The organism is Mesorhizobium sp. M8A.F.Ca.ET.161.01.1.1, from assembly GCF_004792105.1.
Lineage (GTDB): Bacteria > Pseudomonadota > Alphaproteobacteria > Rhizobiales > Rhizobiaceae > Mesorhizobium.
The window spans coordinates 59,960-78,758 of record NZ_SRTD01000012.1; the positions used below are offsets into that span (position 1 = coordinate 59,960).

The window sequence follows — 18,799 nt, forward strand, 5'->3', positions numbered from 1 at the left end:
ACCTGTCCGGATTGATGCTGCCACCCCTTACGCCCGCCGAGGAAAAGTTGCTGCTGCGCTTCGCCGACCCGGAGGTCGCGGCGGTCGAGGACAATTTGTCGGCAAAGGCGCTGTCGGCTCTGCTCGACAATGCCGAATTCCACGGCGTCCTGCCGATCATGCTGCGCAAGCTCAGGGAGCGCGGCGACGCGCACCTTCCGTCGAACGCTGGCTTGCAGGACAAACTCGACGATCTGCGCCAGAAGGCGACGATCGCTACCGGCCAGTCGATGCTGCTGCAGTATCATGGCGACCGCATCATGAAGGGGATGGCGGCGGAAGGCATTCCAGCGCGGATCGTCAAGGGGCCGGTGTTCGCGCGAAAACTCTACCGTAACGCATCCGACCGGCCGTTCACCGACATCGACATCCTCGTCGAGCCCGCCAACCTTGCACGGGCAAACCAGGTGATCGCGGCGTCAGGCTTCGAGCTTGGCAGCAACGAGGCGGAATCCTACCAGCTGCAGGAATTCAAATGGCTGGAAAAGGAGAATTCCAGCCTGCTGGTCGAGCTGCATGGCGACCTTGTGCACGACACCGGCATGCGTCGCCGCCTGTCGCTGGGGTTTCGCGAGCTGGGCATCATCGACGGCGAGGCTATGGACACGCCGGCAGCCCTTTTGACGATCGCCATCGTGCATGCCGCCGGCGGGCATAAATTCCACCGGCTGCAGCTTTGTGTCGACGTGCTGCAAGGCGTACGCGCGCTGCGATCACCCGAATCGGAAGCCCGCCTGCTCGACGCCGCCCGCATGACCGGCATCGAACTCGAACTGGCGATCGTGCTCAACGTGACCGGCCGCCTGTTCGGCGAACCGCATGCGCTCGAACTTGCCGGGCGGATCAAACCCGACCTGTCGATACGGTTGGCCAAGAAGCTGATCACGACGAACACGCTGCTCAGAGTCAATTCCAGGGAGAAGATCGGCTCGCGCCTGCGCCGCGATGCCTTTCGCTGGATCCAGCGCCTGGCCAAGGCCAGGCCATACGCCGCTTGAAGTGGCCGTCAGTCCCGTGATGTCAACGTGGCGCTTATCAGCGCCGCCGCATCGGCCGGGCGCGCGCCTACTTCCAGCGTGAAGGTCGGCACCGACGAGACCAGTCTGCCGATCGTCGCCAGCCGGCGCTTCTGCAGCGGCAGCAGGCCGGTCGCGCCGGTTCGGACGTTGTCCATCGCCAGCGCCACCATGGCGTCGGTCCTGGCCATCGGCACGAGCCGGGTCTCTTCGTCGGCGGATCGCGCGAGATGCAGGAGCGCGGCCACCGGACGGGCGGTCGGGGTTCCGATTTTCACGATCCCGCCCAGCTTTTCCAGCGAAACAGCCTGTTCGCCATTGCGATCCCAGGATGGCCCGAGGCATGGCGCCACCTGCGGGATCATTCGCGCGGTCTTCTCATGGATCTTGACGTGGCGTGGCAAACCCCAGGCAACCGGCGTGGCGCCAGCGACGTCCAGGATCATGGCGTCGTCGGAGCACAGGCCGAAACCTTGCGTTGCCAGGGCCAGCGAGGTCGTGGTCTTGCCGGTACCGCTCGGGGCATGGATCAGCACGACGGCATCCCGGCCCGGCAGCGTCAGGCCCGCGGTATGCAGCATATGCTGGCCGCCGGCATCGAGCGCGGCGTCCAGCATCAGCATCGACGGCGTCCAGGCGGCCTTGCTGTCGGGCACGATGCAAAGCCGAGCCCAGCCCTTCTCGCTGATCTCGACGGTCTGGCGTCCTGGCAAGACCAGATGGACGCTGGCGCCGTGGGTGATCATCCGGCAGTAGCCGTCGTCCGGTATCTCGCCCTCGAAAACCAGGGATCCGGCGGGTGTCTCGTCCAATGCTTCCGCGTCGGCGATGTCGAAACGAAAATCCGCTTCGGTCGAACCTTCGACGCGCAGGCCGGCGAGCATCCTGTCGAAGTCTAGCCATAGTTCGGCCCGTTCGGCCGAAATGCCGAGCACCTGGCCGTTGAGATCATAGAAGACGCAAGGTCTGGTCAAGCGGGGCGCACCTTCGTGGCGCGGTCATGGTGGCGATAGATTTCGACCATGCCGGGAAGGCTGTGGCTGACCACCGGCCTGCCGTCGAGGCAGACCCAGCAATGCGCCGACAGCCGGGACGCTTGCAGCGACTTCGGATCGACGCCGAAACGCAACTCCGGATCGAAGCCGGCAAGGCGCAGGAAACGGTGGCCGAGCAGCCCTTCCCGCAGGCATCTGCGGTCACGCATCAGCCAGGGATGGCGGACAATGCGGTTGACGCGAGCGACAATGTAGGCGGCTGGCAAGCCACGATAGGGCGTCGGCGAGGCAAGCGGCGCCCATTCCAGCACCTCCTCGAAGCTGCGGTTGGCAATAAGGACCGGCATCAGCCGCGCGCTTGCCCAGAGATGGCAGCGGAACAAGGCGCGCAGGAGAGGACTGTCCGCCATCAAACAGTACCTTCAGCTATCAAGTCCCGGAGCGGCCAGAATGCCTTCCGAGACCAGATCGGCGGCCAGTGCCGCCATGTCCTCGTCAAGCGTGCCCTTGTCGACTTCGAACTCCTCGCAAAGCAGGCCGACGATCTGGCCGAGGCTGCGCGCGCCATCCACCTTGTCGAGAAAGGCTTCGGTCGTGCCGTTGCAGGTATAGAGCTGGCCGCTCCGGGCCAAAAGCACGACCGCGCCGTCGCCGACATGCTGGACCGAGGCATCTTCCGCCAATCTCAGAACCGTTCCAGAGGCAATTTCCATCACGAACCCCAAAAGCCATGCGAAACCCCGGAATGAGATAGCGCGGTGGTGGGGCTCTGTCTATCGACCGGCTGGGGGATGGCCCGCGCAGCTCTGTGTGAGCGACAGATCCTTGTCAGTCGCAACATCCATCCACAGCTGAAATCCTCCCAGAAATAGCCGCCGGAATGACACGCTAGGCAAGCGCGTGGACCGGCAGGACCGTTGCTTTTCTTCCCTTAGGTAAGGTAAGAACTCCCCGTATGTTGGGGAGATAGGGTATGCGTTACAATTGGGAGCGGGCTCCGACGACTTTCGAACGTCATCGAAAAGCGCTTGCGACAGCCATTTTGATCTTCGGCGGCGTCGGCCTCATGCTGGTGGCCTTGCCGATCTAGCGTGATCGACTTTTGTCCAGCAAATACGGTTCTTTAGACGGCTATCGACGGGTTGCTCAGCGGGGTTGTCCGGTCACCGCGATGAAGCGGCGATCGCGCCCCTCAAAGCCCTGGCTGAAGCGCTGCACCAGCACAACGATCACCGCCGGCTTGCCGGCCGGTCTGTTTTTCATAGGATTCCGACAGGCTGTAGCCCGGCACGGCCTTGTCCTCATGCAGGGTCTTGAACCAGCACAATCGCGGGCCCTGCCGCGATACGCCACCGATGGTGCATTCGTTCACCCCTCGATGGCGCGCTTCACGACACCGCGCCTATCAGCTCAAGACGCGGCCAACTGAGACGAAAATGCAGGGAGACAACGCCCGAAGAAACAACATAGGCTACTGGCGAGGACGGCAGATGGTTCCTGGGGAGGATATGGATGGCTTCACGCTATCACGAGGTCTATGACGGCTGGAAACGCGACCCGGAAAAATTCTGGGCCGACGCGGCCGAGGCCATCGACTGGTATTCGCCCTGGGACAAGGTGTTCGATGCAGCAGCCGGCGTCTATGGCCGCTGGTTCACCGGCGCGACCTGCAACACCTGCTACAACGCCCTAGACAGGCATGTCGCCGGCGGGCGGGCCGATCAGATCGCACTGATCCATGACAGCGCCATCACCGGAACGGTGAAGAAGTTCACCTATGCCGAACTCAAACGCGAAGTGGTGGCGCTGACCTCGGTGCTGAAGAACCGCGGTATCGGCAAGGGCGACCGCGTCATCATCTACATGCCGATGGTGGCGGAGGCGGCCATCGCCATGCTCGCCTGCGCCCGCATCGGCGCCGTGCATTCGGTCGTGTTCGGTGGCTTTGCCTCACATGAGCTTGCCACCCGCATCGACGACGCGAAGCCGAAACTGATAATCTCGGCCTCCTGCGGCCTGGAGCCGGGCCGGGTCGTCGCCTACAAGCCGCTGCTCGACAAGGCGATCGAGATGTCCCGCCATAAGCCGGACGCCTGCCTGATCCTGCAGCGCGACCAGTTGCGCTGCGATTTGAAGGACCATTTCGACATCGACTATGCCGACGCGGTCGCCCGCGAACGGGCGGCCGGCGCCAATGTCGACTGCGTGCCGGTGCTGGCCACCGACCCGCTCTACATCATCTACACCTCGGGCACGACCGGCCAGCCCAAGGGCATCGTGCGCGACAATGGCGGCCACATGGTCGCGCTGAAATGGACGATGGACAACGAGTTCGGCGTCAAGCCGGGAGAAGTATTCTGGGCAGCGTCCGATGTCGGCTGGGTGGTCGGGCATTCCTACATCGTCTACGGACCGCTGCTGCATGGCTGCACCAGCGTGCTCTTCGAAGGCAAGCCGATCGGCACGCCAGATGCCGGCACCTACTGGCGGGTGATCTCGGAGCACGGCGTGGTCGCGCTGTTCACCGCGCCGACCGCCTTCCGCGCCATCAAGGGACAGGACCCCAAGGGCGAGTTCGTGCCGAAATACGATCTGTCGAAATTCCGCACGCTGTTCCTCGCCGGCGAACGCGCCGACCCCGAAACCATCAAATGGGCGGAGCAAAAGCTCAACGTGCCGGTGGTCGACCATTGGTGGCAGACCGAGACCGGCTCGCCGATGACGATCAACCCCGCCGGGCTCGGCCTCTTGCCGGTAAAATACGGCTCGCCCGGGGTGCCGATGCCGGGCTACGACATCCGCGTGCTCGACGATGCCGGCCATGAAGTGCCCCGCGGGACGCTGGGCAATGTCGTGGTCAAGCTGCCGCTGCCGGCCGGCTGCCTGCCAAGGCTATGGAATGCCGACGACCGCTTCCGCCAAGCCTATCTCGATGAGTTCCCCGGCTTCTACAAGACGGCCGATGCCGGCATGGTCGACGAGGACGGCTATCTCTACGTGATGGCCCGCACCGACGACATCATCAACGTCGCCGGCCACCGGCTGTCGACCGGCGCGATGGAAGAGGTGCTGGCCGCCCATCCCGACGTCGCCGAATGTGCCGTCGTCGGCATCGCCGACGCGATGAAGGGGCAAATTCCGCTCGGCTTGGTGGTGCTGAACGCCGGTGTCGCGCGCGACGGCGGCGCCATCGAGAAGGAGGTCGTCGCGCTGGTGCGCGAGCGCATCGGCCCGGTCGCCGCCTTCAAGACGGTGATAACGATCAAGCGGCTGCCCAAGACACGGTCGGGCAAGATCCTGCGCGGCACCATTCAGAAGATCGCCGACAAGGAAGCGTGGACGATGCCGGCGACCATCGACGACCCCGCCATCCTCGAGGAAATCACGGCGGCTCTGAAGGCGCGCGGTATCGGCGTCTGAGGAGCACTGCCGGCAGATGAGTGGAGATTCAGTTCCGCGATGTTGCGGCGCGGCGAACTTTGTGATGGACGCATCGCACAATCGTTGATTGTGCGATGCAACATTCCGACTTACAGTTCGCGTGGGGGGCCATTCGATGGGATCGCATGGCTCAGCAGAAAACAACGTTCGGCGGCATCGACATCCTGCGGTTTCTCGCCGCCGTGCTGGTCATGGTCTACCACTACGGCTTCTGGGTGTGGGCCTATCCCGACGGCATCTCGGCGCAAGCGACCGGCGGCGTTCCGGCGCAACCTGGTATCGGCGCCTGGGTCGAATCCGGCTGGGTCGGCGTCGAGATCTTCTTCGTCATCAGTGGTTTCGTCATTGCCTTCAGCGCCGAGAATTCGACGCCGCTGCGGTTCTTCGAGGCAAGGGTCAAAAGGCTGGCGCCGGCGGTGTGGATCTGTGCGCCGATCACCGCGGCGCTGCTGTTGCTCATCGGCTTGAGCTGGCCGACCGACGCGGTGGTAAGGCTCGCCCGGACGGCCCTGTTCGCGCCCTATGGTCCGTGGGTGGACAGCGTCTACTGGACGCTCGGCATCGAGATCGCCTTCTACGCCGTCGTCTGGGTGCTGTTGCGGCTCGGCCGCTTCCATCTGATGGAAGCGGTTGCCATCGTCATCGGCCTGGTCAGCACGCTGTTCTGGTGCCTGTACTATCCGCTCGGCTGGTCGGACTTCGCCGAGACGCGCTGGCTGCAGCTCATCCTGGTGCATCATGGCTGTTTCTTCGCGGTCGGCGTGCTCATCTGGCTGATGCGGTTCAAGGCGGTGACGCCTTCGCGCCTTGGCTTCTGCCTGCTGTTCCTCGGCGGCGGCGTGCTGCAGATCGCCAGTTCCGTCGACGTCCACAGCATCAAGGTCGGAGCCATGATGCCCTACGCACCGCCAATCCTGATCTTCCTCGTGGCCATCGCGCTGATGGCATGGTCCCTCAGGCTCGACCTCAGCTGGAGCGGCTGGCGCCGGATAGGCCTGATGACCTATCCGCTCTATCTGATCCACGACGTCATCGGCGCGGCGATGCTCGGCGCCATGGTCCGCGCCGGGCTGCCATATCTCTTCTCGATGGCGATGGTCGCCGCGACCATGATCGCGGCGAGCTGGCTGGTGGCGACCGAAGCCGAGCCGCGCATCCGGCTACTGCTCGACCACACGGTTTTCCGCTACCGGCTTAAGGCAGCGTAGCCGTCCAGCTTCGCCGCCGCGCTTCTTGTCCAGCCGCATAAAGGCGGCGACAGACGGAACTTTGCGTAGTCTCGAAACAAGAAGCGCAGCGCGCTCTCAGGAGATGGTAGGCAACGGCCTATCTCAGACCGCTGTCTTCGACCGCACTTCCGACTTGTCGAGATAGTAGCTCGAGTACTTGTCGAAGAATTTCTCCGATGCGCCGAACGATCCGTATTTGGCCAGCTTCTTCAGGTCGACCTTGTTCAGCACCGCGCCGACGATCTTGTTGGCGACATAGGGTTCGGATTCCAGCATCGAGCGCACCATGGCGCGCGGCGTGCGGCCCCATTCGGTGACCAGCACGAAGCCGTCGACGAGCGGCGCGAAGGCCTTCGCGTCGACCACCGGCCCGAGCGGCGGCAGATCGACGACGATGTATTCGAACGTCTCCTTGGCGTTCTCGATGAAGCGCCGCATGCCGGCCGAGGAGAGAAGCTCGCTGGTGTGCGAGAAATGCCCACGCGACACGGCCGGGATGATGGCCAGCTTGGTCTGCCTGTCGATCTTGCCAACGGACTGCCATGTCTGGCCGCTCACCACCGCTTCCATCAACCCTTGCTCGGCTTCCATGCCGAGGCTGCGGCTGAGGCCCGGATTGCGCAGGTCGCCGTCGATGAGCAGCGTCCTGGCGCCATTGGCGGCGAGCAACCCGGCGAGATTGGCCGCGACCGTCGACTTGCCTTCGCCGGGCAGGACCGAGATCACGCCGATGACGCGGCTGCCTTGCCCTTCCATGACGACATCGAAGGCGATCTTGGCACTGCGCAGCGTTTCGGAGAACATCGATGCCGGAGCGTCGATACTCACCCGCATTCGCGCCCGCCTTTCGATGGCGGCCGGCGATCTGGCGACCTTGAGATCGGGCTCGGCCGGCTTGTCTTCCTTCGTCGGTTTGCTACCGATGGTGGGCAGGTAACCGAGGAATTTGAGGCCGACGCGGTCGCGCACCTCCTCGCCGGTCCTGAAGAACCGTTCGTTGAACTCGTTGAGGCCGCCGAAGCCCGCGCCCATGAGAACGCCGAGCACCAGCGAAAGACCGAGCACGATGATGGTGCGCGGGCTCGAGGCGGCAAGCGGGGTCGACGCATCCGAGATGATGCGGATCTTGCCGACCGGGAAGGACTGCTGCTGGGCGGCTTCCTCGTAGCGGCCGAGGAACGTCTGGTAGAGCGTGGTCAGCGCCGTCGCCTTCTGGTCGAGATCACGCAACTGGACCTGCGACTGGTTGTCGATGGAGCTCTTGCCCTGCGCGGCGGCGACATTGGCCCTGAGCGCGGTTTCGCGCGCCAGCGCCACCTCATACTCGTTGCGGTAGCTTTCGGTCAGCTGCTTCAGTTCGCCGAAGATCTGCGCCGATATGTCGGCCTTCTCCTTGGCGAGCGCCACCGCTTGCGGATGCTGCGGGCCGAAATTCGCCTCGACATCCTGCTGCCGTTTGGCGACGGTGAGGTAGCGTGTCTTCAGCGCCGCGATGACGGAGCTGCTTGGCTGGTCGCTGGATATTGCGGCGTCCTTGAAAGCGTTCTCCGAACCGCTGTCGACGATCGACTTGTATTGCTGGTAACGGGCGCTGGCACGCGCGGTGTCGGCCTGCGCCACGATGAGCTGGGCATTCAGGTCGGCGAGTTGCTTGGCGCTCATCAGCTGGCCGTCGCTGCTGGCGGACAGGCCATGTTCGGCCCTGAATTTCTCGACCGCCAGCGATGCCTGCTGCGAGCTTTCGCGCAGTTCGGTCAGCCGGCCCTGCAGCCAGACCGCCGCGCGCTCGGTGGCGTCGAAGCTGGCATCGAGCTGGTCGGCGAGATAGGCGTCGGCATAGGCCTTCGTGATGGCCTTCGCCAGCGCCGGATCCGTCGCCTGGTAGCCAAGCGCGATGACGTAGCTTCGTCCGACGCGATCCGCCTGGATCTCGTTCTGCAGCTTGAGGATGGCGTAGTCACGGCCGGATGCGGCAATCAACGCGTCGCGCGCGGCGGGGTCGAGCTTGCTGATATCGCCGACGCCCGGCATGACCGGGCTTGGCCGGACATATTGGATCAGTCCGCGGATCAAGCCGATGCCCTGGGCAAGCGCCGATTGCGGCGGGTTCATGAACGCTTCGTTCTGATCGAGCTTGAGCTTGTCGACGACCACGGCGGCGAGCCGCGTCGAGGTCAGGATCTCGATCTGGCTGAGAATCGCCGAATCGGTCTGCATGGTCGTCGACGCCGCCGAAATGTCGTCGACGATCTTGTTCAGCCCCTCATCGATCAGCACGCTGGAGACCGACACGAATTTTGGCGGCGTGGTCTGCAGATAGAGCATGCCCAGGAAAAGGCCGATGACGGCGCACACGCCAACCACCTTGGCCTGCCGTGCGGCCATGCCAAGCAGCCGCTCGATATCGATGAAGTCGTCGCCGTCTCCTGCGTCCGAATTCGGCAATGGCATCCTCTTGTCGAGAGGAAAGTTGGCATAATTCATCTTCGGTCCAATTCTGGCTTGTCTCGCTCGCAGGCCCCAGAAAGATCGGGAGCATTGGCGGACGCGACACACGCTTGGTGCCGGACAGCGCGGAGCCGGCCGGCCCTTCCGCCGTCAGCCACCCGACAATACTCCCGAAAGATGGGCATTATGCGGCTTCTTCCTGGCGTTCATGCGTCCGGACGAACTCCCGGAGCATCTCGAAAACCGGGCCCTTCATGTCGTCGCGCGCCAGCGCGAAGGCGATATTGGCCTGGATGAACCCTTCCTTGGAACCGCAGTCGAACATGCGGCCCTTGAAAGGCTGGGCAAAGAATGGCTGCTCCTGCGACAGGCGGACCATGGCGTCGGTCAGCTGGATTTCATTGCCGGCGCCGCGTTGCTGGTTGCCCAGAAGCTGGAAAATCTCGGGCTGCAGGATGTAGCGGCCGTTGATGTAGAAGTTCGACGGCGCGTTGGCCGGCGCGGGCTTTTCGACCATGGCCGTCACCTCGAAGCCGCCGCCAATGTCGGCGCCACGGCCGACGATGCCATATTTGTTGGTCTCGGTGGGATCGCAGCGCTCGACGGCGATGACGTTGCCGCCGGTCTCGGCATAGAGGTCGGTGATCTCGGCCAGGCATCCGCGACCGCCGAAGGAGACCATGTCAGGCAAAAGCAGGGCGAAGGGCTCGTTGCCGATGACCTCGCGCGCGCACCAGACGGCATGGCCGAGGCCTTGCGGCGATTGCTGCCGGATGAAAGAGGTGGCGCCGGCCACCGGCAGCATGCTTTCGAGCGCTTCCAGCTGTGTCTTCTTGCCGGTCTGCTCCAGGGTTCCGATCAGTTCCGGATGAAGGTCGAAATAATCCTCGATGACCGCCTTGTTGCGGCCGGTGACGAAGACGATGTGCTCGATCCCGGCCTCGAAGGCCTCGTCCACCGCATATTGCACGACGGGCCTGTCGACCACCGGAAGCATTTCCTTCGGCATCGACTTGGTCGCCGGCAGAAACCTTGTTCCAAGCCCCGCCACCGGTATCACGGCCTTCCTGATTTTCTTCATCGCAAATTCCTTCTGAGGAGATCGACTTCAGTCCATTCACAGGCCACGAAAAATCCCTCCATGTGCCTGCATCTTCACCTCCCCACCCCCACGGCAAACTGTGCCGCTACTCGTCGCAACCGCACGGCGATCGGCATGCCCATGTGCCTGACCGCCGCCGGGTCGCTGAGCGCCGTCCGGATCGCCTTGAGCGGGGACCGCGCCTTGATGTGCTGGACCATCGCCAGGAACGAGGCCGCCTTGCGCAAGCTGCGGCCGCGCCGGGCGAAGGCTGCCTGGGCCTCCTCGTCCATCCGATGGGTTTGCGCGAATTCGGCATCCGCCTTGCGCATCGCCTCGACATGATGAGGCTCGAGCACGCGCGAGATCGAACCACTGCGGATATGATAGGCATAGCCGATATCAGGCTCGACCACGCATCTGCCGCCCATGGCCAGGGCTTCGGCAAAAAGGATGTAGTCTTCGCCGATCCTCAGTTCCTCGTCATAACGCAGCCGGTTTTCGTCGAGGAAACTGCGCAGGAAGATCGGCTTGAGGTAGCCGAGATTGAATTTCGATTCGAAGACGACATTGCCGGCGATGTAGGTGGCCAACGAAATCTCGCCCAGGCCTTCCAGATACTGGCGCGGGAACATCGCGTCCTCGACCACGCCGTCCTCACGGACGACCTCGAGATTGTCGACGGCGATCTCGGCGTTCGCCCTTTCGGCGCGGCCGATCATGGCGGCGATACGGCCGGGAAAGACGGCGTCGTCGGAATCGAGAACCGCGATCCACCTGCCCCGGGCGGCGTCGAGCCCGGCATTCCTGGCCCCGCCGGGGCCCCTGTTCTTGTCCAGCGCCAGGACGCGCACGATGTGCTCGGGATAGGCCCGCGCCGCATCGAGCGTGCCGTCACGCGACTTGTCGTCGACGACGATGATCTCGAGGCTGACACCCTTCTGGGCGATGGCGCTGGCGATCGCCCGATCGAGGGTTGCCTCGGCGTTGTAGGCGGCAATCACAAAAGAAACATCGGGAACGGAGGAAACGTCAGGCGGCACGCTTGCCTCCTTCCCCTGGTGAAGGCTGGCCGTAGAGGCGCAGTTCGCGGACACCGACAAGGCCGCTGACGACGCCGACATGCATGATGCCGCGCAGCACGCTGCGGTTCCTGCGTATCGGGCTGGCGACAACCGGAAGGGCGGCGGCAAAGCAATAAGCGGCCTTTGCCGCGGCAAGGGCGGCCTGCTTCACCCGTGCAATGCCGCCGGCGTCGCGGCCCAGGAGATGGCCGTGCGTCTGGCCGACCCGGAAACGGCGGCGGCTGAGCCAGTCGAATGCCGCCCTGGCCCGTGGCACGGCCTCATCCACCCATGCCTCCGGCGCAAACGCGATCCGGCCGCCTGCCTTGTGCATCTGGTCGAAGAATTCGGTGTCCTCGCCGCCGGTCTGGCCGCGCGCCAGGCTGAAGCGGCGGCCGCGCAGGCTGTCCGACCCCATGCGCAGCAGGACGTTGCAGGTGTAGCCGGTGCGGATTTCGCCGCGCACTCGTACCGGCAAGGTGGAATGGAAATCGCCGCGGCGCATCCAGTCCGGCGCATCCGGACGGTAAAGCGCGCGCACCGGGCCGAGCACGGCTGTTGCACCGCTTTCCTCAGCTGTCGCGACCAGCTCGGCCAGCCAGCGGGCGGTGGCGGTTTCGTCGTCGTCGATGAAGGCCAGGAAATCCGCTTCGCTGGCATCGAGGCAAGCGTTGCGGGCAATCGAGATGTTGCGCGCCGGGCAATGCCGGTAGCGGACCGTCAGCTTCAAGTCCCGTGACAGCGTCGCCACCAACTCCCTGGCGCTTGGCGTGTCGTCATTGTCGGCGACGATGACGCCGACCTCGAAGCCGTCAGGCATGGCAAGCGCCGCAAGCGAGCGCAGCGTCTCGGCCAGTTCCGGCCGCCGGAACGTGCACACGCCGATGTCGATGCGGCGGTTCCTGGTCTCAACCGCCATCACACCGCCCTCCGCCGTGCGCCGAGGCCGAGAAGCTGCAGCCAGAAGCCGACGGACCAGCCGAAATGCATGACCATCGCCGAGACGCCGGCAAGCGCGATATCGGCATTGCGCTGGCCGATGGCCGTCACCAGGCCGTAGCCCAGGCACACCGCCACCCACAGCAGCAGCGGCAGCGCCGCAATCCAGTGCACGAACGAGAAGGCCGCGAGAAGGACCACCGGGAAGACCGCCAGCGGCACCATCTGCCTGACCTTCGGGATCACCCGATGTTTCAGCACGTTCTTGGCCCGACCGCGGCCATAGCCGAGATACTGGAAATAGAGGCCGCGCAGCGAGGTGCGCGGATAATAGACCATCTGCGTCCTGCCGCTCATCCAGATCCTGTAGCCGGCCTGCCTCAGCCGATAGTCGAGTTCCGCATCCTCGTTGTGGCTGAACGTCTCGTCATAGCCACCGACGGCCTGGAAGGCCGATATCCGCATCAGCGCGTGATGGCCGTGGTCGACCCATTCTCCGGCGGAGAGGTGGCGGTGCTTCGAGCCACCGGTGCCGAGCTTGGAATTCTGCGCCGCCGCCGCCGCTTTCTGCACGGTGCCGCTGCCGCTGGTCAGCATCGAAACCACGACCGAATCGGCACCGGTGGCCTGCGCCTCCTCGACCAGCCGGTCGCAATAGTCTTCCGGATAGCCGCCATGGGCATCGATGCGGATCAGATAGTGCGCGCCCTCGCCAAATCTGGCCACCGCCAGGTTGATCGCGGCGCTCTGGATGCGCTTTTCATTGTGAAGCAGCACGATGCGCGGATCGTTCTTCTGGCGCTCGCCGACAATGGCGAGCGTGCCGTCGGTGCTGCCGCCATCGGCAACGACGATCCGCGCGCCAAGCCGTTCCGCCGCCGGGCAGAGCTGGTCGAGCAGCGCACCGATATGTGTTGCCTCGTTGAGACATGGGATCACGATCAGGCTGGGGGCAAGCGCTTGCGTCATCGGGCGATGTCCATCCTATGCCAAGGCTTCGGCTGCGAGGGGCTCGCGCATGGTGGTCAGGCGGCGCAGTTTTTCGACCAGGGCGCTGCAGTCGCCGCGATCGTAGCTCCACATCCTCGGATTGTGGGCCAGCACGCGCATCTTCAGCCTGCCGAAACGGTGCTGCTCCATCCCGCCAAGCGCGGTTTCCAACGCCTCGGGCGTGGCCTGCGGCAACAAAACGCCGATATCGCGCTGCCGCAGGAACCGTCCGGTCTCGGTGTTGTCCATCGAGATCGGCACCGCGCCGAAGCGGCAGCCTTCATAAAGGCGGTTGGGCAGCAGCCATTCGGAGTTCTGTCCCTCCTCGAAGAAATCGATCGCCCAGGAGAAATGGACGTCCTGATAGATCGCCGCCATGTCCTCCGGATTGCGATACGGCCCGCCAAACGACAGGTAAGGTTCGGCCTCAACGAAGGCATGGAAATCCGGGAATTCGGAAAGTGCCGGACGGCCGCGCAGCACGATCTCGAACCGGCCCTCCATGCGGCGCGTGAACCCGGCAAGCAGTTCGAGCGAGCGGCGGCAGCGCAGCGCCCCGAACCAGCCGATCCGCCATGGCGGGGCTACGGGTCCTTCGACCGCCTCAGGCTCGCCAGGCAGAACAGCCGCTGCCTCGAAATATTTGTTCTCGACCAGTTCCACCGGTGCCGCGACCTGGCGGAAGGGCCTGAAATAATTGGCGATGAAGGCGGGCGAACTGGTCACCAGCAGCTTCACGTCGCGCGCCAGATGGCGCTCGGTGGCGCGCAGCGCCTTGCCCAGAGCATCATCGCGGAGCACCAGGCGGTGAATGTCGAGGCATTCATAGACGATCGGGACCGCGGCGCCGAAAGCCGACCTTGCCCGGCGCGCCAGCGCCAGCATTTCCAGATTGCGCGCGATGATGAGATCCGGCTTCGGCATGCGCTTGAGCTTCGAACCTATCGATACCGCTGCTTTCGCCACCGCCGTCAGGCGCTGCGCGAATCGGCCATCACGCGTCGCGCCAAGGTCGATGGGCCGCAATCCTTCGATATCGGCGACAGGGGCGGCGGTACGGCGGAAGCCCGCCAGGGTGACCCGGGCGCCACCTGTCCGGAGCATCGTGATCCGTCGGCGAACCGCCGGGTCGGAAATATCGTGCACCAGGTACAAGACATGCAGCATGAAAACTCGACCGCTGTTTGACCCACCCAGGGAAAGCCTAGTACAGCTCTTGCTGCATCGCAACATTTTTGGCACGGCGATCCACGTTTTCTGTTGCACTGCAAAATTATTGCCGTAGTTTGTGGTCGGCGGCGGTTGTGGATTTCGGGCCCCGGAATCCGCGCAAAGATCAGGAATCCTGAATTTGGAAGCCAATCCATTCGATCCGCCGGAAGGCTCTCTGCGCAAATCGGTCGGCCGCGGCGCCGTCGTGACCGCCATGGCGCAGTCGGTGCGGGTCGCCACGCAGATCATATCCGTCATCGTGCTGTCGCGGCTCTTGTCGCCGCAGGATTTCGGTGTCGTGGCCATGTGTGCGCCGGTGCTCGCCTTCATCGCCCTGTTCCAGGATTTCGGCCTGACCCAGGCGACGATCCAGAAGACAGGCATCCGGCACGAGGAGGTGAACTACCTCTTCTGGATCAACGTCGCCGTCAGCGCCATCCTGGCCTGCGTGCTCGCGGGCGCGGCACCCCTGGTCGCTGCCTTCTACGGCGAGCCGCGTGTCGCTGGCCTGGTGGCGGCATTGGGGCTGCAGATCCTGGCTTACGGCCTGGGCGCACAGCATCTGGCGCTGCTGACGCGCCGCATGCAGTTCGGCCGCCTGGCGATCATCGACGTCGCCGGGGCCGTGGCGGGTCTGGCGGTATCGATTGCCTGGACCTTCATCGACCGCTCCTACTGGGCGCTGTTTGCCGGCACGCTGACCGGGGCGGTGCTTCCGACGCTCTGTTACTGGGCAAGCTCGCGCTGGCGCCCGGGCATGCCGCGCAAGGTCGCGGGCATCAGCGAGCTGATCAATTTCGGCGCCGGCATCACCGGTTTCAATTTCGCCAATTTCTTTGCCCGCAATCTCGACAACGTGCTGATCGGCAAATACTGGGGCGAGGCCCAGCTCGGCCTTTACGACCGTGCCTACAAGCTGCTCCTGTTCCCGCTCAGCCAGATCACCAATCCGCTGTCGAAGGTGATGGTGCCGGCGCTGTCGCGGCTGAAGGACGAGCCGGACCGCTATCGCAGCGCCTATCTGCGCGTCATGCCGCTGATCCTTTTGGTAGCGCTGCCCGGCGTCGCTTTCGCCACCGCCATGTCCGATGTGCTGATTCCCTTCGTGCTCGGCGAGCAGTGGCGCGCCAGCGCCTCGATCTTCCTGGCGCTCGGCTTTGCCGGCCTGCTGCAGCCGCTCAACAATCCGGCGGGCTGGCTTTTCGTCAGCCAGGGCCGCTCCGGAGACTTCATGCGCTGGGGCATCATCACGGCGGTGACCTCGGTGCTTGCCTTCGCGCTCGGCCTACCCTACGGCGCGCTCGGCGTGGCGGTCGCCTATGCGGTTAGCGAGTATCTGCGCACGCCCTTCCTGTGGCTCTATGTCGGCAGGAGCGGACCGCTGCAAGCCGGCCATGTGCTGCGCGCGGCAACGCCGTTCGTGCTTGGCGCGCATCTGGCGCTGGGCGCGGTCTGGCTGGTCAAGCCGATGCTGCCGCAGCAGCATGTCGTTGCCCTGGCCAGCGGCGCCATCCTGGCCTACGCGATCACCATCGTCGTCGCGCTGGCATTCGCGGCCGGACGCGAAGCCTTGCGGGAGGCCTTGAAGATGCTGCCTGCAAGAACGCCGGCGGCGACGCCGCGTGAGGCGCAATAATTTCGGCGCCTTTGTCGTCTAACCCTATCCCACCCGAGCATCAGGCCTGATCCATGCACTACCGATCGATCTCCGACATGAACGACGCGATTGTGAGTAACCTTCACCGGCTGCCGCGCGACATCGACCTGGTGGTCGGCGTCCCCAGAAGCGGCGTGCTGGCCGCGACGCTGGTCAGCCTTGCGGCGAACATTCCGATGACCGACCTGGATAGCTTCCTGGAAGGCCGGGTCTACACGTCAGGCATCACCAAGCGCAGGGCCGCACTCGACCGCAAAGTCTCGGAAATGCGCAAGGTGCTGGTGATCGACGACAGCGTTTCCGGCGGCAATGCCATGCGCGACGCCCGTGCCCGCATCAAGGGCGCCGGCATCGAGGCCGACTACACCTTTGCCGCCGTCTTCGGTCTGGAGCCCGAGCATCAGGAGACCGATCTGGTGTTCGAGGTCGTTCCGCATCCGCGCATGTTCCAGTGGAACTTCATGCATCACAAATTCCTGGCGCAATGCTGCGTCGACATAGACGGGGTGCTGTGTCTCGATCCGACCGAGGCCGAGAACGACGACGGGCCGGCCTATGAAAAATTCCTGAGCGAGGCGCGGCCGCTTCATGCCGTGACCCAAAAGATCGGCTGGTTGGTCACCAGCCGGCTCGAGAAATACCGTGCGTTGACCGAGGCGTGGTTGGCCAAGCACGAGATCCAGTACGACAAGCTCATCATGCTCGATCTGCCGAGCAAGGCGGAGCGCCAGCGGCTTGGCGCGCATGGCAGTTTCAAGGCCGATTTCTATCGCAAATCCGATGCCATCCTGTTCATCGAAAGCGAGCATGCCCAGGCGCTGAGGATCACGGAACTGTCGGGCAAACCGGTCCTGTGTGTCGAAACGCACATGGTCAGTTTTCCCGATGCGCTGTCGCTTCCGGCCCTGGGCCAAGCCGCGCGGAACCTGCCGGCAAGGCTGCGCCAGGTCAACTCGCAAGAGGGCCGCAAGAGCGCCGCCAAGACCATCGCCCGCGCCCTGCTTGGCGCGCGCGGCTATGAAACGCTGAAGAACCGGGTCAAGCGCCCAGCCTGACGCGGCGCGATCGGGTCGCTGTTTGACTAAGCGGCCTGGCGCGCGCTCTGCTGTGCCGCCCTGTCCAATATCGAGAAGAAGGTGACGAACTGACGGTCGGGGTCGAGCTCCGGCCGCCCGGCGAAGCTGCGCGCGAGGGCCGAGACCCGCTCATATTCCTTGTTGTCATTCCACAAAAGCCTGACGGCGGCGACCCAGTCGGCGAGCGGAGCATCATAGTCGAGCACCGCGCCGCCAGGGCCGATCGCTTCGGGCAGGCCGCCGCGGCGGGAGCCGACGACGGGAATGCCGCTGCAATGGGCCTCCGAGGCCACCCGCCCCCAGGCCTCTTCCCATTTGCTGGGCGCCAGCAGGATCCGGGTGCGGCCATAGACCGTCTTCATGTCGCTGGTGCGGCTTTCCAGCGTGACATTGCCGAGCGGCGCGATCGTCTGCTCGATGCGTGCCCGGTGATCGTCCGCCAGTTTCCAGCTTTCGACGAACAGGAAAGGGATTTCGGGGCACGCGCCGGCGATGCGCACCGCAAGCTCGAAGCCCTTTTCCTCATATGGGTTGATCAGGGTGACGAACTGGCCCGACGTCGGCGTGCTGTAGTGCGTCGGATTGATGGTCGGCGGGATTACGGTTGTCTCGATGCCGAACTCCCTGGCGTAGGTGCGCGCGGTGAACTCGGAATTGGCGATATAGAGCGCCGAGCCCAATTCGCGCAGGTCGCCTCCCAGTTCGTGAAACTCGACATTGCGGAGATAGACGACCAGCGGCACGCCCTTGGCCTGCAACGCCTTGCCGAGCGGAACCGATTTGTGACACTGGACCACCGCGACATCCGGCTTCACCCTGTTGACGGCGAAGGCCGCCGCCTCCCAGGGGAACCATGCCCGGATCACCGGGTAGCCGGGAAAACTGTCGACGACCGCGGGCTGGCGCAACAGCTTCATCTTTGCACGCGCCTTGAAGCCGAAGACACCATCGCCAAACAGGGCGGCGAGCACCGCGGCCTCATGCCCATGCTCGATCAACTGCTCTGCCAGATGGTGAGTGCTCGACTGGACGCCGCCGCTGAACTCCGGTGGGTAGCCATTGCCGCCTGCAAAGAGAACTTTCATGATCCCGGCTCCTCGTCTATCCATTTCAATGCCTCGGCCCGATGAAGGCCCGCGTCCAGGGCCGCTTCAGGCAGTCTTTGGCGGATCAAGCGTCGCGAACGGATTTGTGCATGACTGCCATCCGGTGAACCGGATGGGATCATTGGGCGAACCGCGCCAGGCGTAGTCCGTCAGCATGTGGAATTCGGCAACAACCCAGCGGTCGAAATGCCCGAGGTCGCGCTGCTTCTGTTTTGGCAACAACTGGCGTGCCTGACCGAGCTTCGCCTTCTCGAGCAAGGTGACGGCATCGCTCAGTTTTTCGCTGGGAAACATTCCCGGATTGCGGTTGCGGAACTCGAGCACGAACTGCTGCAGGTGCTCGATGCGCATGTTCAGCCTGCCGAGGTATTTTTCGAGCGTGACGCGAACCAGGTCCTCGTCCGAGAACGAGGACACGGCCGCGTAGGCCACGCCCGTCGATGCAACTCCGCCTGCCATGATGGCCAGTGCCGAACGCCGCGTGATTTCGATCATCGCATACCTCC

The 18,799-nt window shown here is 64.3% G+C and carries 17 protein-coding genes; 5 read left to right on the forward strand and 12 right to left on the reverse strand.

From position 1 onward, the window contains the following. Nucleotides 1–14 precede the first annotated feature (14 nt). The gene (locus EN804_RS25155) at nt 15–1,037 is read left to right on the forward strand and encodes a nucleotidyltransferase family protein (RefSeq protein WP_135883681.1); all 1,023 of its coding nucleotides are present in this window, start codon (nt 15–17) and stop codon (nt 1,035–1,037) included. An 8-nt stretch (nt 1,038–1,045) separates the two neighbouring features. Here the strand turns inward: EN804_RS25155 and EN804_RS25160 are convergent, their stop codons facing one another. From EN804_RS25160 to EN804_RS38095, 4 genes are all read right to left on the reverse strand, one after another. Beyond that, entirely contained in the window at nt 1,046–2,029 is a 984-nt protein-coding gene (locus EN804_RS25160; protein WP_135921608.1) for a serine kinase, read from the reverse strand. Next, entirely contained in the window at nt 2,026–2,460 is a 435-nt protein-coding gene (locus EN804_RS25165) for a lasso peptide biosynthesis B2 protein (RefSeq protein ID WP_127280435.1), read from the reverse strand. The genes EN804_RS25160 and EN804_RS25165 overlap by 4 nt, the downstream gene beginning before the upstream one ends. 12 nt (nt 2,461–2,472) lie before the next feature. Then, nucleotides 2,473–2,763, reverse strand: coding sequence for a PqqD family protein (locus EN804_RS25170; RefSeq protein WP_127280436.1), 291 nt, complete (start codon nt 2,761–2,763; stop codon nt 2,473–2,475). Nucleotides 2,764–3,196: 433 nt separating this feature from the next. Beyond that, a complete protein-coding gene (locus EN804_RS38095) occupies nt 3,197–3,313 on the reverse strand; it encodes a DUF2259 domain-containing protein (protein WP_245464503.1) in 117 nt (38 codons plus the stop codon). Nucleotides 3,314–3,562: 249 nt separating this feature from the next. Between EN804_RS38095 and EN804_RS25175 the strand changes: the two genes are divergently transcribed. Together EN804_RS25175 and EN804_RS25180 are read left to right on the forward strand one after the other, a co-directional pair. Beyond that, nucleotides 3,563–5,470 carry a propionyl-CoA synthetase gene (locus EN804_RS25175; protein WP_135862304.1) on the forward strand — a complete coding sequence of 636 codons (1,908 nt, stop codon included), beginning with the start codon at nt 3,563–3,565 and terminating at the stop codon, nt 5,468–5,470. Nucleotides 5,471–5,616: 146 nt separating this feature from the next. Next, entirely contained in the window at nt 5,617–6,699 is a 1,083-nt protein-coding gene (locus EN804_RS25180) for an acyltransferase (protein WP_127279768.1), read from the forward strand. A 123-nt stretch (nt 6,700–6,822) separates the two neighbouring features. Here the strand turns inward: EN804_RS25180 and EN804_RS25185 are convergent, their stop codons facing one another. The 6 genes from EN804_RS25185 to EN804_RS25210 all read right to left on the reverse strand — a co-directional run bounded on the left by EN804_RS25185 (nt 6,823) and on the right by EN804_RS25210 (nt 14,409). Beyond that, complete coding sequence (locus tag EN804_RS25185; RefSeq protein WP_127279769.1) at nt 6,823–9,204, reverse strand: polysaccharide biosynthesis tyrosine autokinase; 2,382 nt, start codon at nt 9,202–9,204, stop codon at nt 6,823–6,825. A gap of 148 nt (nt 9,205–9,352) precedes the next feature. Beyond that, a complete protein-coding gene (locus EN804_RS25190) occupies nt 9,353–10,249 on the reverse strand; it encodes a UTP--glucose-1-phosphate uridylyltransferase (RefSeq protein ID WP_127279770.1) in 897 nt (298 codons plus the stop codon). A 74-nt stretch (nt 10,250–10,323) separates the two neighbouring features. Next, the gene (locus EN804_RS25195; protein ID WP_135862307.1) at nt 10,324–11,292 is read right to left on the reverse strand and encodes a glycosyltransferase family 2 protein; all 969 of its coding nucleotides are present in this window, start codon (nt 11,290–11,292) and stop codon (nt 10,324–10,326) included. Further along, complete coding sequence (locus tag EN804_RS25200) at nt 11,282–12,232, reverse strand: glycosyltransferase family 2 protein (RefSeq protein WP_127281152.1); 951 nt, start codon at nt 12,230–12,232, stop codon at nt 11,282–11,284. The genes EN804_RS25195 and EN804_RS25200 overlap by 11 nt, the downstream gene beginning before the upstream one ends. Continuing rightward, a complete protein-coding gene (locus tag EN804_RS25205; RefSeq protein WP_127872992.1) occupies nt 12,232–13,221 on the reverse strand; it encodes a glycosyltransferase family 2 protein in 990 nt (329 codons plus the stop codon). Before EN804_RS25205 ends, EN804_RS25200 begins: the two co-directional genes overlap by 1 nt. 15 nt (nt 13,222–13,236) lie before the next feature. Beyond that, nucleotides 13,237–14,409 (reverse strand): glycosyl transferase family 1, encoded by a 1,173-nt coding sequence (locus EN804_RS25210; protein ID WP_127279648.1) that lies wholly within the window; start codon nt 14,407–14,409, stop codon nt 13,237–13,239. A 184-nt stretch (nt 14,410–14,593) separates the two neighbouring features. Here EN804_RS25210 and EN804_RS25215 point away from each other — a divergent pair, with 184 nt between their 5' ends. After that, nucleotides 14,594–16,090, forward strand: a complete 1,497-nt coding sequence (locus tag EN804_RS25215) for a lipopolysaccharide biosynthesis protein (RefSeq protein WP_135862310.1) — start codon at nt 14,594–14,596, stop codon at nt 16,088–16,090. Nucleotides 16,091–16,143: 53 nt separating this feature from the next. Then, complete coding sequence (locus tag EN804_RS25220) at nt 16,144–17,166, forward strand: phosphoribosyltransferase family protein (RefSeq protein ID WP_127279646.1); 1,023 nt, start codon at nt 16,144–16,146, stop codon at nt 17,164–17,166. A 26-nt stretch (nt 17,167–17,192) separates the two neighbouring features. Here EN804_RS25220 and EN804_RS25225 read toward each other — a convergent pair whose 3' ends face one another. Together EN804_RS25225 and EN804_RS25230 are read right to left on the reverse strand one after the other, a co-directional pair. After that, nucleotides 17,193–18,272, reverse strand: coding sequence for a glycosyltransferase (locus EN804_RS25225; protein ID WP_135921609.1), 1,080 nt, complete (start codon nt 18,270–18,272; stop codon nt 17,193–17,195). 66 nt (nt 18,273–18,338) lie between these two features. Continuing rightward, nucleotides 18,339–18,788, reverse strand: coding sequence for a hypothetical protein (locus tag EN804_RS25230; protein WP_127872987.1), 450 nt, complete (start codon nt 18,786–18,788; stop codon nt 18,339–18,341). Nucleotides 18,789–18,799 lie beyond the last annotated feature (11 nt).

Bases quoted from the DNA above. Each gene is read 5' to 3' on its own strand.
- EN804_RS25155 (WP_135883681.1), top strand. From the start codon at position 15: ATGCTGCCACCCCTTACGCCCGCCGAGGAAAAGTTGCTGCTGCGCTTC.
- EN804_RS25165 (WP_127280435.1), bottom strand. From the start codon at position 2,460: ATGGCGGACAGTCCTCTCCTGCGCGCCTTGTTCCGCTGCCATCTCTGG.
- EN804_RS25170 (WP_127280436.1), bottom strand. From the start codon at position 2,763: ATGGAAATTGCCTCTGGAACGGTTCTGAGATTGGCGGAAGATGCCTCG.
- EN804_RS38095 (WP_245464503.1), bottom strand. From the start codon at position 3,313: ATGAAAAACAGACCGGCCGGCAAGCCGGCGGTGATCGTTGTGCTGGTG.
- EN804_RS25175 (WP_135862304.1), top strand. From the start codon at position 3,563: ATGGCTTCACGCTATCACGAGGTCTATGACGGCTGGAAACGCGACCCG.
- EN804_RS25180 (WP_127279768.1), top strand. From the start codon at position 5,617: ATGGCTCAGCAGAAAACAACGTTCGGCGGCATCGACATCCTGCGGTTT.
- EN804_RS25185 (WP_127279769.1), bottom strand. From the start codon at position 9,204: ATGAATTATGCCAACTTTCCTCTCGACAAGAGGATGCCATTGCCGAAT.
- EN804_RS25190 (WP_127279770.1), bottom strand. From the start codon at position 10,249: ATGAAGAAAATCAGGAAGGCCGTGATACCGGTGGCGGGGCTTGGAACA.
- EN804_RS25200 (WP_127281152.1), bottom strand. From the start codon at position 12,232: ATGGCGGTTGAGACCAGGAACCGCCGCATCGACATCGGCGTGTGCACG.
- EN804_RS25205 (WP_127872992.1), bottom strand. From the start codon at position 13,221: ATGACGCAAGCGCTTGCCCCCAGCCTGATCGTGATCCCATGTCTCAAC.
- EN804_RS25210 (WP_127279648.1), bottom strand. From the start codon at position 14,409: ATGCTGCATGTCTTGTACCTGGTGCACGATATTTCCGACCCGGCGGTT.
- EN804_RS25220 (WP_127279646.1), top strand. From the start codon at position 16,144: ATGCACTACCGATCGATCTCCGACATGAACGACGCGATTGTGAGTAAC.
- EN804_RS25225 (WP_135921609.1), bottom strand. From the start codon at position 18,272: ATGAAAGTTCTCTTTGCAGGCGGCAATGGCTACCCACCGGAGTTCAGC.
- EN804_RS25230 (WP_127872987.1), bottom strand. From the start codon at position 18,788: ATGATCGAAATCACGCGGCGTTCGGCACTGGCCATCATGGCAGGCGGA.